This is a genomic window from Pseudomonas sp. H1_A03, assembly GCF_054685145.1.
The window spans coordinates 4776860-4799313 of record NZ_CP162829.1 but is presented as its reverse complement, the minus strand read 5'-3'; the positions used below and the strand labels follow the sequence as shown (position 1 = coordinate 4799313).

Genomic DNA, 22454 nt, shown 5'->3' with positions numbered 1-22454 from the left:
GTGAAAGCCGGGGCGCCGCGAACGGCGCCCCATTCAGGTACTGTCGACCATGAACTATCAGTTGAACTTTGCCGCCGTCTGGCGCGATTTCGACACCTTGCTGTTGGGGCTCGGCCTGGGCCTGGAACTGGCATTGCTGTCGATCGCCATCGGCTGCGTGATCGGCCTGCTGATGGCGTTTGCCATGCTGTCCAGGCACCGTGCGCTGCGAATCTTCGCCTCGGTGTATGTGACGGTGGTGCGCAATACACCGATCCTGGTACTGATCCTGTTGATCTACTTCGCCTTGCCCAGCCTGGGCATCCGCCTGGACAAGATCCCCTCGTTCATCATCACCTTGTCGCTTTACGCCGGTGCCTATCTGACCGAGGTGTTCCGCGCCGGGCTGTTGAATATTCCCAAGGGCTTGCGTGAAGCCGGGTTGGCGATCGGTTTGGGTGAATGGCGTATCCGCGCCTACATCACCGTGCCGGTGATGCTGCGCAACGTGCTGCCTGCGCTGTCGAACAACTTCATTTCGCTGTTCAAGGACACCTCGCTCGCCGCCGCCATCGCGGTGCCGGAGCTGACCTATTACGCCCGCAAGATCAACGTCGAAAGCTATCGGGTGATTGAAACCTGGATGGTCACGACTGCGCTCTACGTGGCTGCCTGTTACCTCATCGCCATGCTGCTCCGCTACCTGGAACAGCGCCTGGCGATCCGTCGTTAAGCGAGGTTTCCATGTACGAATCCCCAAGCTGGCTGCATGAGTTGTGGATCGCCCGGGAGACGCTCTGGGCGGGCTTCCAGGCCAGCGTGTATGTCTCGGCGTTGGCCATTATCTTTGGCACCCTGATCGGCATTGTCGCCGGGTTGATCCTCACCTACGGCAAATTCTGGATGCGTGCGCCGTTTCGTCTGTATGTCGACTTGATCCGTGGCACACCGGTATTTGTACTGGTGCTGGCGTGTTTCTACATGCTGCCGGCGCTCGGCTGGCAAATCAGCGCGTTTCAGGCCGGTGCGGTCGGGCTGACGTTGTTCTGCGGCTCCCACGTCTCGGAAATCGTGCGCGGCGCGCTGCAAGCCATTCCCCGTGGGCAACTGGAAGCGGGCAGGGCGATTGGCCTGACGTTCTACCAGTCCCTGGCCTACGTGCTGTTGCCCCAGGCGTTGCGCCAGATTCTGCCGACCTGGGTCAACTCCTCGACAGAAATCGTCAAGGCCTCGACCTTGCTCTCGGTGATCGGCGTGGCCGAGCTGTTGCTGAGCACCCAGCAAGTGATCGCACGCACTTTCATGACCCTGGAGTTCTACCTGTTCGCCGGGTTTCTGTTCTTTGTCATCAACTACGCCATCGAATTATTCGGTCGCTACATTGAAAAGCGGGTGGCCTTGCCATGAACCAACCTCAAACAACCCACCCGCTGCTGAACATTCGCGGGCTGCGTAAACAATACGGCGAAGTCGAAGTGCTCAAGGGCGTCGACCTGTCCATGCAGCGCGGCAATGTGGTGACCTTGATCGGCTCCAGCGGCTCGGGCAAGACCACGCTGTTGCGCTGCGTCAACCTGCTCGAAGAGTTCCAGGGCGGCCAGATCACCCTGGATGGCGAGTCTATCGGTTACAGCGAGATTGCCGGCAAGCGCGTGCGTCATCCTGAACGGGTGATCGCCCAGCACCGTGCGATGACCGGCATGGCGTTCCAGCAATTCAACCTTTTCCCACATTTGACGGCGTTGCAGAACGTTACCCTCGGCCTGCTCAAGGTCAAGAAAATGGGCAAGGACGAAGCCATCGCGCTGGCGGAAAAATGGCTGGATCGCGTGGGACTTCTAGAGCGTCGCAACCACTTCCCCGGCCAGCTTTCCGGTGGCCAGCAACAGCGTGTGGCGATTGCCCGTGCGATTGCCATGAACCCGAGCCTGATGCTGTTCGACGAAGTCACCTCGGCCCTCGACCCCGAGTTGGTGGGCGAAGTGCTCAGCGTGATCAAGGGCCTGGCGGAAGAGGGCATGACCATGTTGTTGGTTACCCACGAGATGCGTTTTGCCTATGAAGTCTCGGACAAAATCGTTTTCATGAACCAGGGCCGCATTGAAGAGCAGGGTACCTCGAAGGATATTTTCGAACGTCCGCAATCGCCGCGCCTGGCGGAATTTCTCAAGAACATTCGTTTTTAATCAGGAGCCTATTTTTATGAGTATCACTCGTTACGGTGCCGGCAGCACAGCCGGTGGTGGCCAGCCACGTCCTTTCGCCCGCGCGGTGGAAGCGGACGGTTGGCTGTACGTCTCAGGCCAAGTGCCTGCGGTGGACGGCGAAATCATCACGGGCGGGATCATCGAGCAAACCCGCCAGACGATGCGCAACGTGGTGGCGATCCTCGAAGAAGCCGGCTACGAACTCAAAGATGTCGTGCGCGTCGGCGTATGGCTGGAGGACCCCCGGGACTTCTGGAGTTTCAACAAGGTATTCGGCGAATACTTCACCCCGGAACACGCCCCGGCACGTGCCTGTGTGCAGGCGAACATGATGGTCGATTGCAAGGTCGAGATTGATTGCGTGGCCTACAAGAAAAAAGGCTAAATGCCCCCCACTCTTGAGACCACCCGAGATCAAATGTGGGAGCGAGCTTGCTCGCGAAAGCGGTGTGTCAGTAAATGCATCTATAACTGATCCACCGCATTCGCGAGCAAGCCCGCTCCCACAGGGGATATGTGTTGATAGCAACATTTTGACCGGACCGAAACCGCCATGACCGAAGACACCATCAAACGCCGCGCCAAGGGCCTGGACCGTGCATTCGATATCCTCGACTTCCTCAAGGAAATCGGCCAGCCCCTGCGCCCGAATGATATTGCCAGCGGCATTGGCAGCCCCAAATCCACCGTCTACGAATTGGTCGCGTCCCTGCTTGAACGACGCATCTTGGAAACGGTGGGCAAGGACGGTCACGTCTACCTCGGCCGCCAACTGTACTTTCTTGGCCAGGCGCACCTGCGCCATTTCGACCTGACCCGCGAGGCCGACCACGCCTTGCAGGAGATCGTCAGCCAGACCCACGAAACCGCGCAGATGTGCCTGCTCAACGGGCGCAAATACACGGTGGCGCTGATGCGCGAAGGTGAGCGGCATTTTCGGATTTCCTCGGACATCGGCGAAAACGCACCGATCCCCTGGACCGCCTCCGGACGCCTGCTGCTGGGGCATTTGAGCGACCAGCAGATCATCGACCTGATCGATCCCGACGACTTCATCCTGCCGGATGGCCAGCGCTTGCCGCTGGAGACCTTCCTGGCGCAAATCCGTCAGGCCACCCTCGATGGCTTCTTTTCCTTCGACAGTGTGGCCGACACCTTTACCCATTGTTTTGCCGCCCCGGTGCGCGACGCCCAAGGCATCAGCATTGCGACCCTGTGCATCGTCGCCCCGCGCGCCGATGCGGTCAAAAACTACAACGACTATCGCCGGGTGTTGATCGACAGCGCCAACCACCTGGCCCGGCGCATCAACGAATAGGAGTTTTCCATGTCTGCCATCAATGCCGTTGAAAAGGGCGCCGCTGCCGTCGGTGTCCACCTGGTTCGCGACGTCAGCCTGCCCGCCCTGGTGCTGCATCGTGACGCCCTGGAACACAACATCCGCTGGATGCAGGAGTTTGTCAGCAAGAGCGGCGCCGAACTCGCGCCCCATGGCAAGACCAGCATGATGCCGGCACTGTTCCAGCGCCAGATCGCAGCGGGTGCTTGGGGCATCACCCTGGCCAACGCCGTACAGGTCCGTGCTGCCTACGCTGGCGGCGTGCGCCGTGTGTTGATGGCTAACCAACTGGTAGGCGCGCCAAACATGGCGTTGATCGCTAACCTGTTGGCCGACAAGGATTTCGACTTCCACTGCATGGTCGACCACCCGGACAACGTCGCCGACCTCGGCCTGTTTTTCGCCGCTCGTGGTTTGCGCCTCAACGTAATGATCGAATACGGCGTGGTCGGTGGCCGTTGCGGTTGCCGCAGTGAGCAGGAGGTCCGTGATCTGGCCAAGGCGATCAAGGCCCAGCCCGCCCTGGCCCTTACCGGTATCGAAGGCTATGAAGGCGTGATCCATGGCGAGCACGCCATCAGCGGCATCCGTGAGTTCGCCGCCAGCCTGGTGCGCTTGGCGGTGGACCTGCAGAACAACGGCTCTTTCGACCTGCCCAAGCCCATCGTCACCGCGTCGGGGTCGGCCTGGTACGACTTGATCGCCGAGTCGTTCGAGGCGCAAAACGCCGCCGGCCGCTTCCTCAGCGTGTTGCGCCCGGGCAGCTATGTGGCCCACGACCACGGCATCTACAAAGAGGCGCAATGCTGCGTGCTCGACCGTCGCAGCGACCTCAGCGAAGGCCTGCGCCCGGCGCTGGAAGTCTGGGCGCATGTGCAATCGATGCCCGAGCCGGGTTTTGCGGTGATCGCCCTGGGCAAGCGTGACGTCGCCTATGACGCCGGTTTGCCGGTGCCGCTCAAGCGCTACAAGGCCGGTATCCTGCCGGCGGAAGGTGATGACGTGGGGGCGTGCAAGGTCACGGCGGTGATGGACCAGCACGCATTCATGACCGTGGCGCCGGGGGTGGAGTTGCGTATTGGCGACATTATCTCGTTCGGCACTTCGCACCCGTGCCTGACCTTTGACAAGTGGCAAGTGGGTTGTCTGGTGGATGAGCAGTTGCAGGTGATTGAGTCTTTGCGTACTTGCTTTTAGACCGAGTTGCGGCCATCGCAGGCAAGCCAGCTCCCACATTTGAAGGTATTTACAATTCAAAATGTGGGAGCTGGCTTGCCTGCGATGGGGCCCTGAACAACACCCGAGAACCCGCCATGACCCCCGAACCCCACATCGCCCTCATCGGCGAATGCATGATCGAACTGCAACACCGCGCCGACGGCAGCCTGCACCAAAGCTTCGGCGGCGACACCCTGAACGCGGCGGTCTACCTGCGCCGCGAGCTGGGCGACACCGCTCACGTCGACTACGTCACCGCACTGGGCGATGACAGCTTCAGTGACGCCATGTGCCAACAGTGGGCGCAAGAAGGCCTGGGCCTGGGCAGGGTCCAGCGCCTGCCCGGGCGTTTGCCAGGTTTGTATTGCATCCAGACCGATGCCAATGGCGAGCGTAAATTCCTCTATTGGCGTAACGAAGCCGCCGTGCGCGAGTGCTTCACTACGCCTGCGGCCGAGCCGATCCTGGCCGCCTTGCCGGACTACGACGTGGTGTATTTCAGCGGCATCACCCTGGCGGTACTGGGTGAACTCGGCCGTGAGCGTTTGCTGCAAACCCTGATCGAAACCCGTCGACGCGGGGGCAAGGTGGTGTTCGACAACAACTACCGACCGCGCCTGTGGGCCAGTGTCGAGGCGGCACGGGCGGCGTATCACTTGGTGTTGGCCGAGGTGGATATTGCTTTGTTGACCGAGGATGACGAGCGCGCGCTGTTTGGTTATGCCGACAGTGAGCAGGTGTTCGCGGCGTATCCGGGAATTGCTGAGGTGGTGCTCAAGCGCGGGGCGGATGCGTGTTTGATCCGTTGTGCCGGGGAGCGCTTTGCCGTGCCGGCGCTGAAGGTGGAGAAGGTCGTGGATACGACGGCGGCGGGGGATTCGTTCAGTGCGGCGTATTTGGCTGGTCGGCTCAAGGGTGGGTCACCCGAGGAGGCTGCCTTGGCTGGGCATCGGTTGGCGAGCCGGGTTATCCAGGTGTCGGGGGCTTTGATTCCCAGGTGAATGGCCGCCTGCGGCGGTTCGGGAGCAAGCCCCCTCCCACAGTTGACAGCGTTTTAACTGAAAGAATGCAGTCGAATGTGGGGGCGGGCTTGCTCGCGAAAGCGGTCTAAAGCCAACCCCCTCAATCCCGGTAAAACACCTGCACCAAGTGATACCCAAACTTACTCTTGATCGGCCCGTGAACCACCTTCACGGGCTTCTTGAAAATCACCGCATCAATCGCCCCGACCATCTGCCCAGGCCGCACTTCACCCAGATCGCCACCACGCTTGCCAGACGGGCAGGTGGAGTACTTCTTGGCCAGCACGTCAAACGCCTCGCCCTTGGCAATGCGTTGCTTGAGTTGTTCGGCTTCTTCGCTGGTTTTCACCAGGATATGACGGGCTTGGGCTTTCATTGATCTCTACCAAGTGTGCGACGGCGCGCGATTATGCCTGAACTCATTCGTCCACGCTGATCATGCTGCGGATTTTCGTGGCCAGCAGGTCGATGGAAAACGGTTTGGCAACCATGTCCATGCCGTCTTCCAGAAAGCCCTGGCGCTCAGCGGCTTTCTCGGCGTACCCGGTCATGAACAGGACCTTGAGACCGGGCCGCTGCTGACGGGCAATTTCCGCCAACTGCCGGCCGTTCATGCCCGGCAGGCCGACATCGGTGACCAGCAAATCCACGCGCAGGTCCGACTCCAGCAGCGGCAGTGCCGCCCTTGCGTCCGCCGCCTGGTGCGCGGTGTAGCCCAGCTCATCGAGCACATTGACCACCAGCATGCGCACCGCCGGGTCGTCCTCGACCACCACCACCGCCTCACCCTCCAGCGCCAACGGGGCTTCGCTTAGGTGCGGCGGCTGGCTGCTTTCCAGCGACGTACCGTACAGGCGCGGCAGGTACAGGCGCACACACGTGCCGTGGCCCGGTTCGCTTTGAATGGTCACGTGGCCGCCGGACTGCTGGGCGAACCCGTAGATCATCGACAGCCCCAGGCCGGTGCCCTGGCCGATGGGTTTAGTGGTGAAGAATGGGTCGAACGCCTTGGCCAGGATCTTCGGCGCCATGCCCGTGCCGTTGTCGCACACGCCCAGCATCACGTAGTCGCCAGCCTTGACCGGTTCAAGGGTGGTGATGTCGGTGCCGTCCAGGTAACTGTTGGCGGTTTCAATCAGGATTTCACCGCCATCGGGCATGGCATCGCGGGCGTTGATTACCAGGTTGAGCAAGGCGTTTTCCAGCTGGCTGGCATCGGTGTTCACCGGCCAGATGTCGTGGCCGAGTTGCACCTTGAGCGCGATATGCGCGCCCTTGGTACGCCGGAACAAATCTTCCAGAGACGTCACCAATTGGTTTGGGTTCAGCGGGCGTCGATCCAGCGACTGGCGGCGTGAGAACGCCAGCAAGCGGTGGGTGAGGGCGGCCGCACGATGGGCGGACGACACGGCGGCATCGGTAAAACGCCCGATCTCATCACTGCGCCCGGCGGCGATATAGCGCTGCATCAGGTCCAGGCTGCCGATGATGCCGGTGAGCATGTTGTTGAAGTCATGGGCGATACCGCCGGTGAGTTGGCCGACCGCTTCCATTTTCTGCGCATGGCGCAGGGCGTCTTCGGCGCGCTCGCGCTCGTACATTTCGTTTTGCAGGCGCTGGTTGGCCTCGGCCAGCGCCTGGGTGCGCTGGGCCACGCGTTCCTCGAGGTTTTCGTTGAGGTGGCGCAGGGCTTCTTCGGTGAGTTTGCGTTCGGTCTCATCGATCACAAAGATGTAAAAACCATTCACCGAGCCGTCATTGCTGAAGCGCGGCAGGTACTTCATCAAGGCATGCCGCGGCCGGCCGTCGCGGTGCGGCGTGACGGTCATGAAACTGCAGGCCTTGCCCTCGAGCGCGGCGGCAATCTTGTCCGCCCGCCCGGCATACACCTCGTCGCCGAGCACTTCGCGGATGGTCTTGCCGTACAGCTCCTGGGGCGTCCTGCCGTACCACTCCAGGTACGCACTGTTGTTCAGGCGGAAACGCTGTTCGTGGTCGACATAGCCGATCAGCACCGGCATGGCGTTGATGATCAGCTGCAACTCTGTCTGGCTTTGGCGCAGGGCTTGCTCGGTGTGCTTGCGTTCGGTGAGGTCCAATGCGGCGCCGAGGAACCGCGCCGGGCGGCCTTGATGGTCCTTGTAGCAACGGCCCCGGGCAAACACCCAGCGCACGTTGCCGTCGGCCTGCAGCAGGCGGTATTCCTCAGCGTATTCGGTGCCGAAGGTGATGCAATGCTTGATGCTGCGCGTCACCGTGCCGCGGTCTTCAGGGTGCACGCCTTGCAAATAGTCGCTGATCGGCAGCAGGCCTGCATCGCTGGGGGCGACGCCGTGCAGGTAGGCGAAATGCGCGTCGGCAATAAAGCGGTCTTCGCCGATATCCCAGTCCCAGGTGCCTACGGCGTCAGTGGCCGCCAAGGCGAGTTGCAGGCGTTGTTCAGTGTTGTGCTGGGCCCGGCGGCGTTCGTTGGTTTCGATGGCGGTGACCAGGATGCCAGCCACCTTGGCGCTTTCATCGCGGACCGGGCTGTAGGTCAGGTCCAGCCAGATCTCGGTGTCGCGATTATTGCGTTGCAGCACGAAGCGCTGCTCGCTGAACGTGCGCACCTCGCCGCTGAGCACTGCGTCGTAGACCGGCGCGGCAAAGCTTTCCAGCTCCGGCCAGGTCTGGTGCGCGGGCTTGCCCATGGCTTCGGGGTGTTTGTTACCCGCCAGCAGCGCGAAGCCGTCGTTATAGAGTTGCGTGAGTTGGCTGCCCCACAGCAGCAGCATCGGCATCGGCGAGTGCACGACGATATCCACGGCAGTGCGCAGGCTTTGTGGCCAATCATTGGCCTCACCGAGGGGGCTTTGCGCCCAGTCCAGCCGCGCAATTAAAGCGGCGGCTTCGCTACCGGTGGATGTTCCCTTCATGATGTAAAAGCCCTGAGCGTAACGCTTTGAAAGATGACAACACCCATTATCCCGTGACTTGGGAATGAGTGACTACCCCCGAAAAATAGCATGCATTCGGGGTTTGTCTTCAAAACCGTGCGCCAAGGCTGAAACCTTTCATCCTTCAGCCAGTTCAGGGCGATCGCGAAACTGCTCCAGCGCCTGCGGGTTCGCCAGGGCGTCGGTATTCTTCACGGGCTCGCCGTGCACCACATTGCGCACCGCCAATTCGACGATCTTTCCGCTGATGGTGCGGGGGATATCGGTGACAGCGAGGATCTTCGCCGGTACATGGCGGGGTGTGGTGTTGGCGCGGATGACCTGGCGAATGTGTTGCTCCAGGGCTGCGTTCAGTTCGACACCGTCGTTGAGGCGCACGAACAGCACCACACGAACGTCGTCCTGCCAGCGTTGACCAATCGCCAGGCTTTCCAGCACCTGTGGGACTTTTTCCACCTGGCGGTAAATCTCTGCCGTGCCGATGCGTACGCCGCCCGGGTTGAGCACGGCGTCGGAACGCCCGTGAATCAGCAGGCTGCCATTGGGCCGCTGTTCGGCGTAGTCACCCTGGGCCCATACGCCGGGGAACTGGCTGAAATACGAGGCGCGCAGTTTCTGGCGCTCCGGGTCGTTCCACAGGCCGATCGGCATGGCCGGGAAATGCCGGGTGCACACCAGTTCGCCTTTTTCGCCGATCAGTGGCTGGCCCTGGTCATTCCACACCTCAATGGCCATTGCCAGGCTCTTGCACTGCATTTCGCCGCGCCGCACCGGCAACACTGGGTTGCCGATCACAAAGCAGGAGACGATATCGGTGCCGCCGGACATGGAGGACAGGCACAACTCGCCCTTGATCTCGCGATACACGTAGTCGTAGCTCTGCGGCGACAACGGTGAACCCGTTGAAATCAGGCCTTTGAGGCTGCCCAGGTCGTGGGTCAGGCGCGGTTGCAGGCCGGACTTTTCCAGCGTGGCGAGAAACTTGGGGCTGGTGCCGAACACGCTGATCTTTTCCGCGTCGATCAGGTCGATCAGCCGCTCGGGGCCTGGATGAAAAGGCGAACCGTCATACAGCACCGCCGTAGCGCCGATGGCCAGCACCGACACCAGCCAGTTCCACATCATCCAGCCGCAGGTGGTGTAGTAGAACAGGCAGTCCTCGCGCGACAGGTCGGCGTGCAGGCCGTGTTCCTTGAGGTGGGTGAGCAGCACGCCGCCGGTCCCATGGATGATGCATTTAGGGATGCCGGTGGTGCCGCTGGAATAGAGGATGTACAGCGGATGATCGAACGGCACGGCGACGAATTCCGGCTCGCCACCGGCTTGGTAGAAGTCCTGCCACAGGGTGATGCTGGCGTGGGTGCGGTAGTCCTCGACTCGCGCCTGGGGCCGTGCATAAGGCACGATGATCAACTGTTCCAGGGACGGCAGGCGCTCGAGGATTTCATTGAGCTTGGCGGTCTGGTCGATGTCCTTACCGGCATAGCGGTAACCGGCGCAGGTGATCAGCACTTTGGGTTCGATCTGGCCGAAACGGTCGATGACGCCCTGGGTGCCAAAGTCGGGCGATGAGCACGACCAGATCGCGCCCAGGCTGGTGGTCGCGAGCATGCCCACCAGGGTTTGCCAAGTGTTGGGCATGCACGCGGCAACCCGGTCGCCCTGGGTGACGCCGGCAGCGCGCAGGCTTTTTTGCAGGCCGGCCACGTGGGCGGCCAGTTCGGCGTAGGTCAATTGCTCGCGTTGGCCGTCTTCGCCGATGGCGACCACCGCCGGGTGATCGTCGCGGCGGCGCAGCAGGTGCTCGGCAAAATTCAGGGTGGCGCCGGGAAACCAGTGGGCGCTGGGCATCTCGGTGTCTTCGATCAGCACCGCCGTGGGCGGGCTGCGAAATTGCACGTCGAAGAACGCCACGATCGCCCGCCAGAAATCCGGGCGCTGGTCGATGCTCCACTGGTGCAACGCCGGGTAGTCGCTGAGCTCCACGCTGTAGTGTTCGTTGATGTAGCGGCGGAACTGGTCCATGCGCGTGTTGGCGATGCGTGCCGGGGAGGGTTGCCAGAGGATGTCGGACATACGCAAGTCTCTTATTCTTCTACAAATCTATCCAACAAAATCGACCCAATGTGGGAGTGGGCTTGCTCGCGAATGCGGTGTGTCAGCCAGAAATTTGTTACTGACCCACCGCATTCGCGAGCAAGCCCGCTCCCACATTTAGATCTCCTGTGTGTGCACGATGGGGGTCTACTGTGCCAGCCAACCGCCGTCGATATTCCACGCTGCACCGCGCACCTGGCTACCCGCCTCGCTGCACAAAAACAGCACCAACTCACCCAGCTGCGGCGGCGTGACAAACTCCAGTGACGGTTGCTTCTCCGCCAACAAATCATGCTGCGCCTGCTGCGGGTCGATGCCATTGGCGGCGCGATCATCAATCTGCTTCTGCACCAGCGGCGTCAGCACCCAGCCTGGGCAGATGGCGTTGCACGTGACGTTACTGGTCGCGGTCTCCAGGCCGACCACTTTGGTCAGCCCGATCACGCCATGTTTGGCCGCTACATACGCCGCCTTGCCCACCGAACCGACTTGCCCATGCACCGACGCGATATTGACAATGCGCCCCCAGCCCTTGGCTTTCATGCCTGGCAAGCTCAAGCGCGTGCTGTGGAACACCGAGGACAGGTTGATCGCGATGATCGAGTCCCAGCGCTCAGCCGGGAAGTCTTCCACCGCCGCGACGTGCTGGATGCCGGCGTTATTCACTAGGATATCCACGCCGCCGAATTCACGCTCGGCGTAGGCGATCATGTCGGCGATCTGCGCCGGGTCGCTGACGTCCGCCGGGTGATGGCCGACCTTGCCGCCAAACGCTTGCACTTGCGCGATCACCGCGCTGGCGTCGCCAAAGCCGTTGAGGATCAAATTGGCCCCGGCCTTTGCCAGGCTCAACGCGATACCCAGACCGATGCCGCTGGTGGAGCCGGTGACCAGGGCGGTCTTGCCGTTCAATGTCGTCATGAAAACCTCACACAATGCCGGTGGCGTAGAAAGTACCGATCACCACGAACACCGCGAGGGTCTTGATGATCGTGATGCCGAAAATGTCCTTGTAGGCTTCGCGGTGGGTCAGGCCAGTCACCGCCAACAGCGTGATCACCGCGCCGTTGTGGGGCAGGGTGTCCATGCCGCCGCTGGCCATGGCAGCCACCCGGTGCAGCACTTCAAGGGGGATATTGGCCGCATGGGCCGCCGAAATAAAGCTCTCGGACATTGCCGCCAAGGCAATGCTCATGCCGCCCGACGCGGAGCCGGTGATACCGGCCAGCAGGGTCACGGTAATTGCTTCGTTGACCAGCGGGTTGGGAATGCCTTTGAGCCAGTCTGCCAGTACCAAAAAGCCTGGCAACGAGGCAATCACTGCGCCAAAACCGTATTCCGAGGCGGTGTTCATCGCCGCCAGCAGCGCACCGCTGACCGCACTTTTACTGCCTTCGGCGAGCTTGCTTTTGATCGCCTTCCAGCCAAACACTAGCACCATGATGATGCCCACCAGCAACGCCGCCTGCACCGCCCAGATTGCGGTCAGCTTGGCGATGTCGGTGGTCACCGGCGCGCTCATGCCCGGCAGGCTGAGGCTGTGGGTCTTGCCGTACCACTGCGGGATCCAGTGGGTGAACAACAGGTTCATCACCCCCACCAGAATCAGCGGCGACAGCGCGATCCATGGGTTGGGCAGGGTCAGGTTTTCAGCGGTTTCGGGCTCGTTGCGCAGCTCGGTGCCATAGCCTTCGCCCGCGCGCTGGGCTTTGTTGCGCTGACGCGCCAGGTAGAGCATGCCGGCGCAGAACACGAAGATTGTGCCGATCAACCCCAGCCACGGCGCGGCCCAGGCTGTGGTGTTGAAGAAAGTACTGGGGATGATGTTCTGGATCTGCGGCGTGCCGGGCAGGGCGTCCATGGTGAACGAAAACTCACCGAGGGCGATGGTTGCCGGGATCAGCCGCTTGGGAATATTGCTCTGGCGAAACATCTCCGCCGCAAACGGGTACACCGCAAACACCACCACGAACAGCGACACGCCGCCATAGGTGAGCAGGGCGCAGACCAATACGATCACCAGCATCGCCTGGCGCGTGCCGAGCAAACGGATCGCGGCGGTGACAATAGAGCGCGAGAAGCCCGACAACTCGATCAGCTTGCCAAACACCGCACCGAGCAGGAACACCGGGAAATACAGTTTGATAAAGCCGACCATTTTCTCCATGAACACCCCGGTAAAGGCAGGGGCGACGGCGGACGGGTCGGTGAGCAGGACAGCGCCGAGCGCGGCGATGGGGGCGAACAGGATAACGCTATAGCCACGGTAGGCAGCCAGCATCAGCAGCGCCAGGGCTGCCAGGGCAATGATCACACTCATGGTGTGTCTCCATCGGATTGTTATTTTTGTGGGGTGAGGCTTTGGAGGAGGGCTATAGCGAGATGTGTGCCAAGATTTTAACTGATTGAAATATATAGATAATTCATGTTTTTTTGATGGCGATCTTGAACTGAGTCTCTATTTTGAGACAGATGAAGATCCAATGTGGGAGCGGGCTTGCTCGCGAATGCGGTGTGTCAGTCAAAGGATTCTTTACTGGTACACCGCATTCGCGAGCAAGCCCGCTCCCACAGTGTAATGTCTTTATATGTAGATCGGTGTCTCTTTATTGAGACTCGTTGATCCCCAACGCCACCATTTTCTTATACAACGTCGACCGCCCAAGCCCCAGCCGCTTCGCCGCCTCCACCACATTCCCCTCACACGCCTCCAACGCCGCCCCAATCACCTGCCGATCAAACCGCCCCCGCGCCACACTGAAACTCTCCCCCTCGACCGGCACCACCGCACTGCCACGCTGCACCGGGGTGAACGTACCAATCGCCGCACGAATTTCCCGGGCATCCAACACCAAGTCATCACTCAACAACGCCGCGCGCTCCAGCACGTTACGCAGCTCACGGATATTCCCCGGCCACGCATGCTGCGCCAACAACGCTAACGCTTCATGATCCAGTTCATGCTGGCTGCGCAGTTCCTCAAGGATCGCCTCACTCAACGCCGGGATATCCTCCAACCGCTCACGCAACGGCGGCACCTGGATTGGGAGCACATTCAGCCGGTAATACAGGTCCGCACGAAACTCACCGCGCTTGATTGCCGCTTCCAGGTCCATCGACGTGGCGGCTATTACCCGCACATCGCTGTGCAGCATCTCGTTGGAGCCTACTGGCTCAAATTCTTTTTCCTGCAATACCCGCAGCAATTTGCTTTGCAGCGGCAGGGGCATGTCCCCGATCTCGTCGAGGAACAGCGTGCCGCCTTGGGCGATCTGGAATTTACCGGGACGGCCCTTGCGGTCAGCACCGGTAAACGCGCCCGGTGCGGTGCCGAAGAACTCGGCTTCCAACAGGTCTGCGGGAATCGCCGCGCTGTTGACGCTGACAAAGGCCTTGTGCGCCCGCGTGGAGGCGCCGTGAATCGCCTGGGCGAGCAACTCCTTACCCGTGCCGGTTTCCCCCAGTAACAATACCGGCGATTCGGCACTCGCACTGCGCCGCGCCCGGCGTTTCACTTCAAGGCTGGCGGCGCTGGTGCCGATGAAGTGCGCGAAGTTGTATTTGCTCTGGCGCGAACGCAGCAATGAGCGGGTGGAGGCCAGCTCCTGTTGCATGCTCAGGTAACGTTCGATCAATGGCGACAGGTTGCGCAGCTCATCAAACAAGGCAAAACCAATCGCCCCGATCACCGCGCCTGCGTCGTTGTGGATCGGCAGGCGCATCACCACCAGCGGGCCTTTGGGCGTGTCCTGGATATCCAGCAGGATCGGCTGATCATTGCGCACCACCTGGCGCAGCAGGCTGTTGGAAATCACCTGTTCGCAGGGCTGGCCGATGGCTTCATCGGCGCTTTTCAGGCCGAAACGCTTGGCGTAACGCTCGTTCATCCAGACAATATTGGCGTCGCGGTCGACAATCACCGTGCCCTCGCTGGACTGCTCGATAATCTCGAACAGCGACTGGATGGCCAGGCCGCGAACCTGTTGGTAATCCTTGAGGTTATCGGTGATGTTCATGCTCATGCCACCCACACAAAATATAGATAGGATCGCGGTCCTGTGGGAGCTGGCTTGCCTGCGATGGCGCCCTTCAGATCGCTATCGCAGGCAGCCAGCGCCTACAGGGGAATGTGCGCCGCGGCTAAAAGCTCTTTGGTATAGGCATGCTGCGGCGAATCAAACACCTGGTGGCTCGCGCCGGCCTCCACCACCTTGCCGTCCTTGATCACGATCATGTCGTGGGCCATGGCGCGCACCACCGCCAGGTCATGGCTGATAAACAGGTAAGTCAGGCCGTATTTCTCTTGCAGTTCACGCAGCAGTGCCACCACTTGTTTCTGCACCGTACGATCGAGGGCCGAGGTGGGTTCGTCCAGCAGCATCAGCGCCGGCTTGAGCACCAGGGCGCGGGCGATGGCGATACGTTGGCGCTGACCGCCAGAAAACTCATGCGGATAACGGTGCCGGCTGGCAGGGTCAAGGCCCACGTCCTTGAGCACCTGAACCACCTGTGCATCGCGATCGGCCAGGCTGCACGGTGCGTGCACTTCCAGGCCTTCGCTGATGATCTGCTCCACGGTCATGCGCGGGCTGAGGCTGCCGTAAGGGTCCTGGAACACCACCTGCATCTGCTTGCGCCATGGGCGCATTTGCTGGTTATTCAGCGGGTCGAGGGCTGCACCCTGGAAGCGGATGCTGCCGCTGGAGTCGAGCAAACGCAGGATCGCCTGGCCCAAGGTGGATTTACCCGAGCCAGACTCGCCGACGATCCCCAGGGTCTTGCCGCGCTGCACGCTGAGGCTGATGCCATCCACCGCACGCAGATAGGTTTTGCGCCGAAACAGGCCGCTGCTCAGCGGGAATTGCACGCTCAGGTCGTCGACCTGCAACACCGTCTCGCGCTCATCGCTGCACAGCGCATCACCGGCCGGTTCAGCATCCAGCAGCAGGCGGCTGTAAGGGTGCTGAGGCGAATTGAACAGGGTCTGGCAGTCGGCCTGTTCGACAATCTCCCCGGCGCGCATTACGCACACGCGTTGGGCAATGCTGCGCACCAGGTTGAGGTCATGGCTGATCAGCAGCAGCGACATGCCCAGGCGTTGCTGTAAGGACTTGAGCAGCAGCAGGATCTTGCGCTGCACGGTCACGTCCAGGGCGGTGGTGGGTTCGTCGGCGATCAGCAACTCCGGCTCGCAGGCCAGGGCCATGGCGATCATCACCCGCTGGCGTTGGCCACCGGAGAGCTGGTGCGGGTAGGCCTTAAGCCGCTCCTGGGGTTTCTGGATACCCACCAGCTCCAGCAATTCGAGGATGCGCGCCTGCGCCGCCTTGCCGCCCAGGCCCTTGTGCAGCAGCAGGGTTTCGCCGATCTGCTTTTCGATGCTGTGCAGTGGATTGAGGGAGGTCATCGGCTCCTGGAAGATCATCGCAATGCGGTTGCCGCGCAGCTTTTGCAGGGTAGCCGCTGAGGCACCGATCAATTCCTGGCCTCGATACTTCACCGAACCTGTGGTTTGCGTACCGGCTTCGGGCAGCAATTGCAGGATCGAATGGGCCGTCACCGACTTGCCCGAGCCCGACTCGCCGACCAGCGCCAGGCATTCGCCGGGGCGCACATCCAGGCTCAGGTTGCGCACCACGGTCTGGCCAGTGAACGCGACGCTGAGGTCGCGGATTTCGATCAAGTTCATACGGGAGCACTCATGAACGGGGGTCGAAGGCATCACGCAATGCCTCGCCGATAAATACCAGCAGCGACAGGATCAGCGCCAAGGTGAAAAACGCCGTCAGGCCCAGCCACGGCGCTTGCAGGTTCTGTTTACCCTGGGCGATCAGTTCGCCCAGCGAGGCGCTGCCTGCCGGCATGCCAAAGCCCAGGAAGTCCAGGGCGCTCAAGGTCGAAATCGCCCCCGTCAAGATAAACGGCAGGTAGCTCAACGTCGCGGTCATCGCGTTGGGCAGGATATGCCGGCGAATGATCTTGCCGTCACCCAACCCCAACGCTCGGGCGGCCTTGACGTATTCCAGGTTGCGCCCGCGCAGGAACTCGGCGCGCACCACATCCACCAGGGCCAGCCAGGAAAACAGCGCCATGATCCCCAGCAGCCACCAGAAATTCGGCTCGACAAAGCCGGACAGGATGATCAGCAGGTACAGCACCGGCAGCCCCGACCACACCTCCAGAACGCGCTGGCCAATCAAATCCACCCAGCCACCGTAGTAGCCCTGCAAGGCACCCGCGGCAATGCCGATGGCGGCGCTGATCGCCGTGAGCGCCAAGGCAAACAGGATCGACACCCGTGCGCCAAAGATCACCCGCGCCAACACATCCCGCGACTGGTCATCGGTGCCCAGCCAGTTCACCGTTGAAGGTGGGCTGGGGGCAGGGCGGGTCAGTTCGTAGTTGGGCGTGTCATCGCTGAACGGGATCGGCGGGAACAGCATCCAGCCGCCGTCTTGTTTGATCAGCTTTTGCACGTAATCGCTGCGATAGTCGGCCTGGAACGGCAGCTGGCCGCCGAATTGCTGCTCGGTGTAACGCTTGAATACCGGGAAATACAGCTCGTTCTTGAAGCTCAGCACCAAAGGCTTGTCATTGGCGATCAACTCGCCGCCGAGGGTCAGGATAAACAGGCCGATAAACAGCCACAGCGACCACCAGCCGCGACGGTTCTTCTTGAACCGCTCGAAACGCCGACGGGCAACGGGAGACAAATTAAGCATCAGGCGTTCCTCGCGGCGAAGTCGATACGCGGGTCCACCAAGGTGTAGCAGAGGTCACCGATCAGTTTTATCAAGAGGCCGAACAACGTGAAGATAAACAACGAGCCGAATACCACCGGATAGTCCCGCGATACGGCGGCTTCGTAGCTCATGCGGCCCAGGCCGTCGAGGGAGAAGATCACTTCGATCAGCAAGGAACCGGCGAAGAACACACTGATAAACGCCTGGGGAATGCCCGAGATCACCAGCAACATGGCGTTGCGGAATACATGACCGTACAGCACGCGTCTTTCGCTCAAACCTTTGGCGCGTGCGGTAACCACGTACTGACGCGTGATTTCATTGAGGAACGAGTTTTTGGTGAGGATCGTCAGCGTGGCGAAACCGCCAATCACCAACGACGTTACCGGCAATACCAGGTGCCAGAAATAGTCGGCGATCTTGCCCACGGTGCTCAGTGCTTCGAAGTTTTCCGAGACCAGCCCGCGCACCGGGAACCAGTTCAGCGAGGTGCCGCCGGCAAAAACCACGATCAGGAACATCGCAAACAAGAACGCTGGCATGGCATAGCCGATGACGATCGCGGTGCTGCTCCACACATCGAAGCTGCTGCCATGGCGCACGGCCTTGCGAATGCCCAGGGGGATCGACACGAGGTAGGTGATCAGCGTCGCCCATAAACCAAGGGAAATGGTCACGGGCATTTTTTCCAGGATCAGGTCGATCACCGTCTTGCCGCGAAAGAAGCTGTTACCAAAATCCAACTGGGCATAGCTCTTGAGCATCAGCCACAGGCGTTCCGGCGCGGGCTTGTCGAAACCGTATTGTTTTTCGATGTCCTTGATCAACTTAGGGTCCAGGCCACGACTGGCGCGGGAACCGCTGCTGATGCCTTCGCCGGATGACCCGCCGACGCTACCGCCGCCGATGCCTTGCAGGTTGGCGATGGCTTGCTCAACCGGACCGCCGGGGGCGGCCTGTACGATCACGAAATTCACCAGCAGGATGATCACCAGCGTCGGGATGATCAGCAACAAGCGCCGCACGATATAGGCAAACATCAGCGCGCACCTCCGCGTTTTTTCAACTCGGCTGTCATTTGTTCATTCGTCAGTGGCGTGGGGCTGATTTCCCACCAGGTTTCCAGGGCTTCGTCGTTCTTCGCCTCGATGGCCGGGCGACCGAAGCGGTTCCACCACGCGGCCGAAGTGCCCGGTGGGTAGTAGTTGGGGATCCACAGGTAATTCCATTGCAGTACCCGGTCCAGCGCGTGGGCGTAGGTGAGCATCTGCGCCTGGGTGTCGGCCTTGACCAGGCCCTTGATCAAGGTGTCGACGGCCGGGTCCTTGAGCACCATGTAGTTATTGGCGCCGGGGTCATAGGCCGCCGCCGAGCCGAAGTAGTTGTACAGCTCCATGCCTGGCGACGTGGTAACCGGGAAGCCGATTACGATCATGTCGTAATCTCGCGTCATGATTCGGTTTACATACTGCGAGGAGTCGATACGGCGGATATTCAAGGTGATGCCGATCTGGGCCAGGTTGCGTTTGTACGGCAGCAGCAGACGCTCGAGGCCGTTCTGCGTATTGAGGAAGGTGAACTCCAGCGGCTCGCCCTCGGCGTTCACCAGTTTATCGCCTTCAGGTTTCCAGCCGGCTTCTTCCAGCAAGGCCAGGGCTTGCAACTGCTTGTCGCGGATCATGCCGCTGCCATCGGTCACCGGTGCCTTGAAGACCTGGGTGAAGACCTCGTCGGGAATCTGGCCGCGCAAGGGCTCAAGAATCGCCAGCTCTTCTTTGCTGGGTAACTGACTGGCAGCCAGCGGGCTATTAGAGAAGAAGCTCTGCTGGCGGATGTACATGTTGCGCATCATCTGCCGATTGGCCCATTCGAAGTCCCACAGCATCGCGAGCGCCTGGCGCACGCGGCGGTCCTTGAACATCGGCTTTTGCACGTTGAACACATAACCCTGGGCCGCTTGCGGCATCTGCTTGGCCAAATGAGCGCGTTGCAGGCGGCCATCATCGAGGGCCGGGCCGTTGTAGCCGATGGAATAACCGGTGGCGGAAAATTCGCGGTTGAAATCGTAGGCGCCGCCGCGCAAGACCTGGCGGGCCACTTCGGTGTCACCGAAATATTCCAGGCTCAAGTGATCGAAGTTGTACAGGCCGCGGCTGACAGGCAAGTCCTTGCCCCACCAATTCGGGTCGCGGGTAAAGGTGATGGTGCTGCCGGAGTCGATCTTGGTGATCGTGTACGGACCGCTGCCCAGTGGGGCCTCGTAACCGCCACCATTGGCGAAATCACGGGTTTTCCACCAGTGCTCGGGGAAGACGGGCAGGGTGGCAATGTCCAGGGGCAGGGTGCGGTTTTCATTGCTGGAGAAGTCAAAACGCACCTGGCGCTCGCCTTCGACTTCGACGTGCTTGACGTCGGCGAACAGCGTGCGAAAACGCAGGCTGCCCTGGGTCATCAACAGGTCGAAGCTGTAGCGCACGTCTTCGGCGGTGATCGGCTTGCCGTCGGCAAAACGTGCCTTGGGGTTGAGGAAAAAGCGCAGCGACAGGCCGTCCTCGGCGCGTTCCATTTTTTCGGCGACCAGGCCGTAGACCGTATAGGGCTCATCCAGGGAGCGCTGGGCGAGGGGCGCGTATAGCCAGCCGTCGACCTGGGAAACGCCGATGCCCTTGTCGATATACGGCAGCACATGGTCGAAACGCCCGATCTCAATGGCCGAGCGGCGCAGGCTGCCGCCCTTGGGGGCATTCGGGTTGGCGTAGTCGAAATGGCTAAAGCCGGCGGGGTACTTGGCCGGTTCGCCGTATACCGTCAGGTAAGGTTGGGGCGCCGCAATCACGGCGGTGCTGGCCAGCAGCAGGGCCAGGGTCGAGCTAAACAGGTAGGAAAAAGCCAATCGCATTGTCAGCCTTGAACGCCGTGTGAAGTAGAAAAGGGATTTGTACGCTAACGGCATCAGCGTCGCCAGTCATCACATGCACAACGGCCCACCAAAAGGCGGGCCGTTGTTTATAGCATCAGCGCAGACTGGATCAGTCCTGGCGGCTGGTGACTTCCAGCAGGTGGTAGCCGAACTGGGTTTTCACCGGGCCTTGCACGGTGTTGACCGGGGCGCTGAATACGACAGTGTCGAACTCTTTTACCATCTGGCCTGGACCGAACGAACCCAGGTTGCCGCCGTCGCGGCTGGACGGGCAGCTGGAGTTGGCTTTGGCGATTTCTGCGAAATCGGCGCCGCCTTCGATTTGGGCCTTGAGTTCGTTGCACTTGTCTTCAGTGGAAACGAGGATGTGACGGGCGGTGGCTTTGGCCATGGGAAGTAACTCCTTGAGTAAAAAGGGTGAGCCTACCGGATTCAGTCGGTTATTTCCTGGCAAAGTTCCACTGGATTTTGGGTACTGCACTAAACCTGAGCAGGCATCTATCCATCGTTAAGCTGCTTCGGCGTAGCGTTCATACCCGTTCAAAGCAAGACGATATAGTCGTTTTGCTGGAGGATGGGCCGGTGCGGGCCTTGCACTAAATGCACATAACGGCCGTCCACCAGATCGATGGGGAGGCAGTCGTCTATGTCCATCACGGCGTCAGTATGGGCCTGGGACCAGTGGCGCAGCATCTGTTGCTTGCCTTTGCTCATCGCTTCCTGCTTGTTGCGTGCGACCACCAGCAGATAGTGGTGGGCCTCGCCAAAGCTATTGGCTTCATAACCGCCCAGGTTGATGAAATACAGGTGATGCGCGCCGGCAGACGGTGCCAAGTGGCTTATCTCGACTTTCCAGCCGTCGACGCCGTCCACTGCCATCCACGAATCGATATGCACGCCCTTGGGGCTGCCGAACCAGTCAGCGCGTAATTGCGGGTAGGCCGCTTCCAGCGTGTCCGCCACAGCGAATACCACATCGTGCACTTCAATCTTTGCGCGTGGGTGCTTACCCCCGAGCATGACGACAAACAGCATTGCAGGTTCTTCCTGGCGACTTGGCAAAGGCTAACCATACTTCGATTGAACCCTTTTGTCCGGTCAATGCCACACTGTTAATCCGCGAACTTATCAGGAGGTTGTCATGCGTACCATTGATCTGGCGGGCGTTCCCGTCCCTGTCATCGGCCAGGGAACCTGGCGCATGGGCGAAAACCCCGACCAGCACCGCGCCGAAGTCGCGGCGTTGCAACTGGGCATTGATGAGGGCATGACCCTGATCGATACCGCTGAAATGTATGGCGAGGGTGGTGCTGAAACAGTCGTCGGCGAAGCCATTCGCGGTCGGCGTGACCAGGTGTTCCTGGTGAGCAAGGTCTACCCGCACAACGCCAGTCACAAAGGCGTTCCCCGTGCCTGTGAAGCCAGCCTCCAACGCCTGGGCACGCACTACATTGATCTATATCTGTTGCACTGGCGCGGCCAATATCCTCTTGAAGAAACCGTCGACGCCTTTGAGCGCTTGCGCGAAGCCGGCAAGATTGGCCGCTGGGGCGTCTCCAATTTCGACGTGGCCGACCTGCAGGAGCTCGCATCTCCAGCCTGCGCCACCAACCAAGTGCTCTACAACATCGAGGAGCGTGGTATCGAATTCGACCTGCTGCCCTGGTGGCAACAGCATCACTTGCCCTTGATGGCGTACTGCCCGATCGCCCAGGGTGGCGAGCTGTTGGCCAGCCCGACCCTCAAGCAGATAGCGCGGCGCCACGAGGTTACGCCCGCCCAGGTTTCCCTGGCCTGGGTGTTGCGCCAGGACGGTGTTATCGCGATACCCAAGGCCGTCACCCCCGAGCACGTGCGACTCAACGCAGCGGCCGCCAAGCTGGTACTGGATGAGCACGACTTGGACGCTATCGATCGCGTGTTTGGCGCGCCCAAGCGCAAGCACCCGTTGGCGATGGTTTAGCCAACTGGCAGGAACGGCGTCTTCCTTGGC

General features: G+C 60.9%; 20 protein-coding genes. 8 read left to right on the top strand and 12 right to left on the bottom strand.

Annotated features, from left to right (window positions below):
* Nucleotides 1-49: 49 nt before the first annotated feature.
* The 7 genes from AB4O35_RS22330 (at nt 50) to AB4O35_RS22300 (ending at nt 5744) form a co-directional block, all read left to right on the top strand.
* Nucleotides 50-712 carry an amino acid ABC transporter permease gene (locus AB4O35_RS22330; RefSeq protein ID WP_065872032.1) on the top strand — a complete coding sequence of 221 codons (663 nt, stop codon included), beginning with the start codon at nt 50-52 and terminating at the stop codon, nt 710-712.
* Nucleotides 713-723: 11 nt separating this feature from the next.
* Nucleotides 724-1386 carry an amino acid ABC transporter permease gene (locus tag AB4O35_RS22325; protein ID WP_065872031.1) on the top strand — a complete coding sequence of 221 codons (663 nt, stop codon included), beginning with the start codon at nt 724-726 and terminating at the stop codon, nt 1384-1386.
* Complete coding sequence (locus AB4O35_RS22320) at nt 1383-2165, top strand: amino acid ABC transporter ATP-binding protein (protein ID WP_065945412.1); 783 nt, start codon at nt 1383-1385, stop codon at nt 2163-2165. Before AB4O35_RS22325 ends, AB4O35_RS22320 begins: the two co-directional genes overlap by 4 nt.
* A 16-nt stretch (nt 2166-2181) precedes the next feature.
* Nucleotides 2182-2571, top strand: coding sequence for a RidA family protein (locus AB4O35_RS22315; RefSeq protein WP_010210958.1), 390 nt, complete (start codon nt 2182-2184; stop codon nt 2569-2571).
* Between the two features lie 168 nt (nt 2572-2739).
* Nucleotides 2740-3504: an IclR family transcriptional regulator gene (locus AB4O35_RS22310; protein ID WP_065872029.1), complete on the top strand. Its 765-nt coding sequence runs from the start codon at nt 2740-2742 to the stop codon at nt 3502-3504.
* 9 nt (nt 3505-3513) lie between these two features.
* Nucleotides 3514-4722 (top strand): amino acid deaminase, encoded by a 1209-nt coding sequence (locus AB4O35_RS22305; protein ID WP_460149292.1) that lies wholly within the window; start codon nt 3514-3516, stop codon nt 4720-4722.
* A gap of 116 nt (nt 4723-4838) precedes the next feature.
* Nucleotides 4839-5744, top strand: coding sequence for a sugar kinase (locus tag AB4O35_RS22300; RefSeq protein WP_065872027.1), 906 nt, complete (start codon nt 4839-4841; stop codon nt 5742-5744).
* Nucleotides 5745-5865: 121 nt separating this feature from the next.
* Here AB4O35_RS22300 and AB4O35_RS22295 read toward each other — a convergent pair whose 3' ends face one another.
* The 12 genes from AB4O35_RS22295 to AB4O35_RS22240 all read right to left on the bottom strand — a co-directional run bounded on the left by AB4O35_RS22295 (nt 5866) and on the right by AB4O35_RS22240 (nt 21496).
* Nucleotides 5866-6141: a peptidylprolyl isomerase gene (locus AB4O35_RS22295; RefSeq protein WP_003174397.1), complete on the bottom strand. Its 276-nt coding sequence runs from the start codon at nt 6139-6141 to the stop codon at nt 5866-5868.
* A gap of 43 nt (nt 6142-6184) precedes the next feature.
* A complete protein-coding gene (locus tag AB4O35_RS22290) occupies nt 6185-8680 on the bottom strand; it encodes a PAS domain-containing protein (RefSeq protein WP_065945414.1) in 2496 nt (831 codons plus the stop codon).
* 138 nt (nt 8681-8818) lie between these two features.
* Nucleotides 8819-10777 (bottom strand): acetoacetate--CoA ligase, encoded by a 1959-nt coding sequence (locus AB4O35_RS22285; RefSeq protein WP_065945415.1) that lies wholly within the window; start codon nt 10775-10777, stop codon nt 8819-8821.
* A 168-nt stretch (nt 10778-10945) separates the two neighbouring features.
* Nucleotides 10946-11719 (bottom strand): 3-hydroxybutyrate dehydrogenase, encoded by a 774-nt coding sequence (locus AB4O35_RS22280; protein WP_065880684.1) that lies wholly within the window; start codon nt 11717-11719, stop codon nt 10946-10948.
* A 7-nt stretch (nt 11720-11726) separates the two neighbouring features.
* Nucleotides 11727-13118 (bottom strand): GntP family permease, encoded by a 1392-nt coding sequence (locus tag AB4O35_RS22275; protein WP_460149291.1) that lies wholly within the window; start codon nt 13116-13118, stop codon nt 11727-11729.
* Nucleotides 13119-13404: 286 nt separating this feature from the next.
* On the bottom strand, nt 13405-14814 hold the full coding sequence (locus AB4O35_RS22270; protein ID WP_065880713.1) for a sigma-54 interaction domain-containing protein: 1410 nt from the start codon (nt 14812-14814) through the stop codon (nt 13405-13407).
* 101 nt (nt 14815-14915) lie between these two features.
* On the bottom strand, nt 14916-16487 hold the full coding sequence (locus AB4O35_RS22265; protein WP_065872022.1) for an ABC transporter ATP-binding protein: 1572 nt from the start codon (nt 16485-16487) through the stop codon (nt 14916-14918).
* 10 nt (nt 16488-16497) lie between these two features.
* Nucleotides 16498-17520: an ABC transporter permease gene (locus AB4O35_RS22260; RefSeq protein ID WP_049712947.1), complete on the bottom strand. Its 1023-nt coding sequence runs from the start codon at nt 17518-17520 to the stop codon at nt 16498-16500.
* Nucleotides 17520-18581, bottom strand: coding sequence for a microcin C ABC transporter permease YejB (locus AB4O35_RS22255; RefSeq protein WP_065880686.1), 1062 nt, complete (start codon nt 18579-18581; stop codon nt 17520-17522). Before AB4O35_RS22255 ends, AB4O35_RS22260 begins: the two co-directional genes overlap by 1 nt.
* The gene (locus tag AB4O35_RS22250) at nt 18581-20440 is read right to left on the bottom strand and encodes an extracellular solute-binding protein (protein ID WP_065908867.1); all 1860 of its coding nucleotides are present in this window, start codon (nt 20438-20440) and stop codon (nt 18581-18583) included. The genes AB4O35_RS22255 and AB4O35_RS22250 overlap by 1 nt, the downstream gene beginning before the upstream one ends.
* 130 nt (nt 20441-20570) lie before the next feature.
* The gene (locus tag AB4O35_RS22245) at nt 20571-20852 is read right to left on the bottom strand and encodes a peptidylprolyl isomerase (RefSeq protein WP_010210937.1); all 282 of its coding nucleotides are present in this window, start codon (nt 20850-20852) and stop codon (nt 20571-20573) included.
* 149 nt (nt 20853-21001) lie between these two features.
* Nucleotides 21002-21496, bottom strand: a complete 495-nt coding sequence (locus tag AB4O35_RS22240) for a DUF1543 domain-containing protein (protein WP_049712951.1) — start codon at nt 21494-21496, stop codon at nt 21002-21004.
* Between the two features lie 106 nt (nt 21497-21602).
* On the opposite strand from AB4O35_RS22240, the gene AB4O35_RS22235 reads away from it, so the two are divergent.
* Entirely contained in the window at nt 21603-22424 is an 822-nt protein-coding gene (locus AB4O35_RS22235; RefSeq protein ID WP_065872019.1) for an aldo/keto reductase, read from the top strand.
* The last annotated feature ends 30 nt before the right edge of the window (nt 22425-22454 follow it).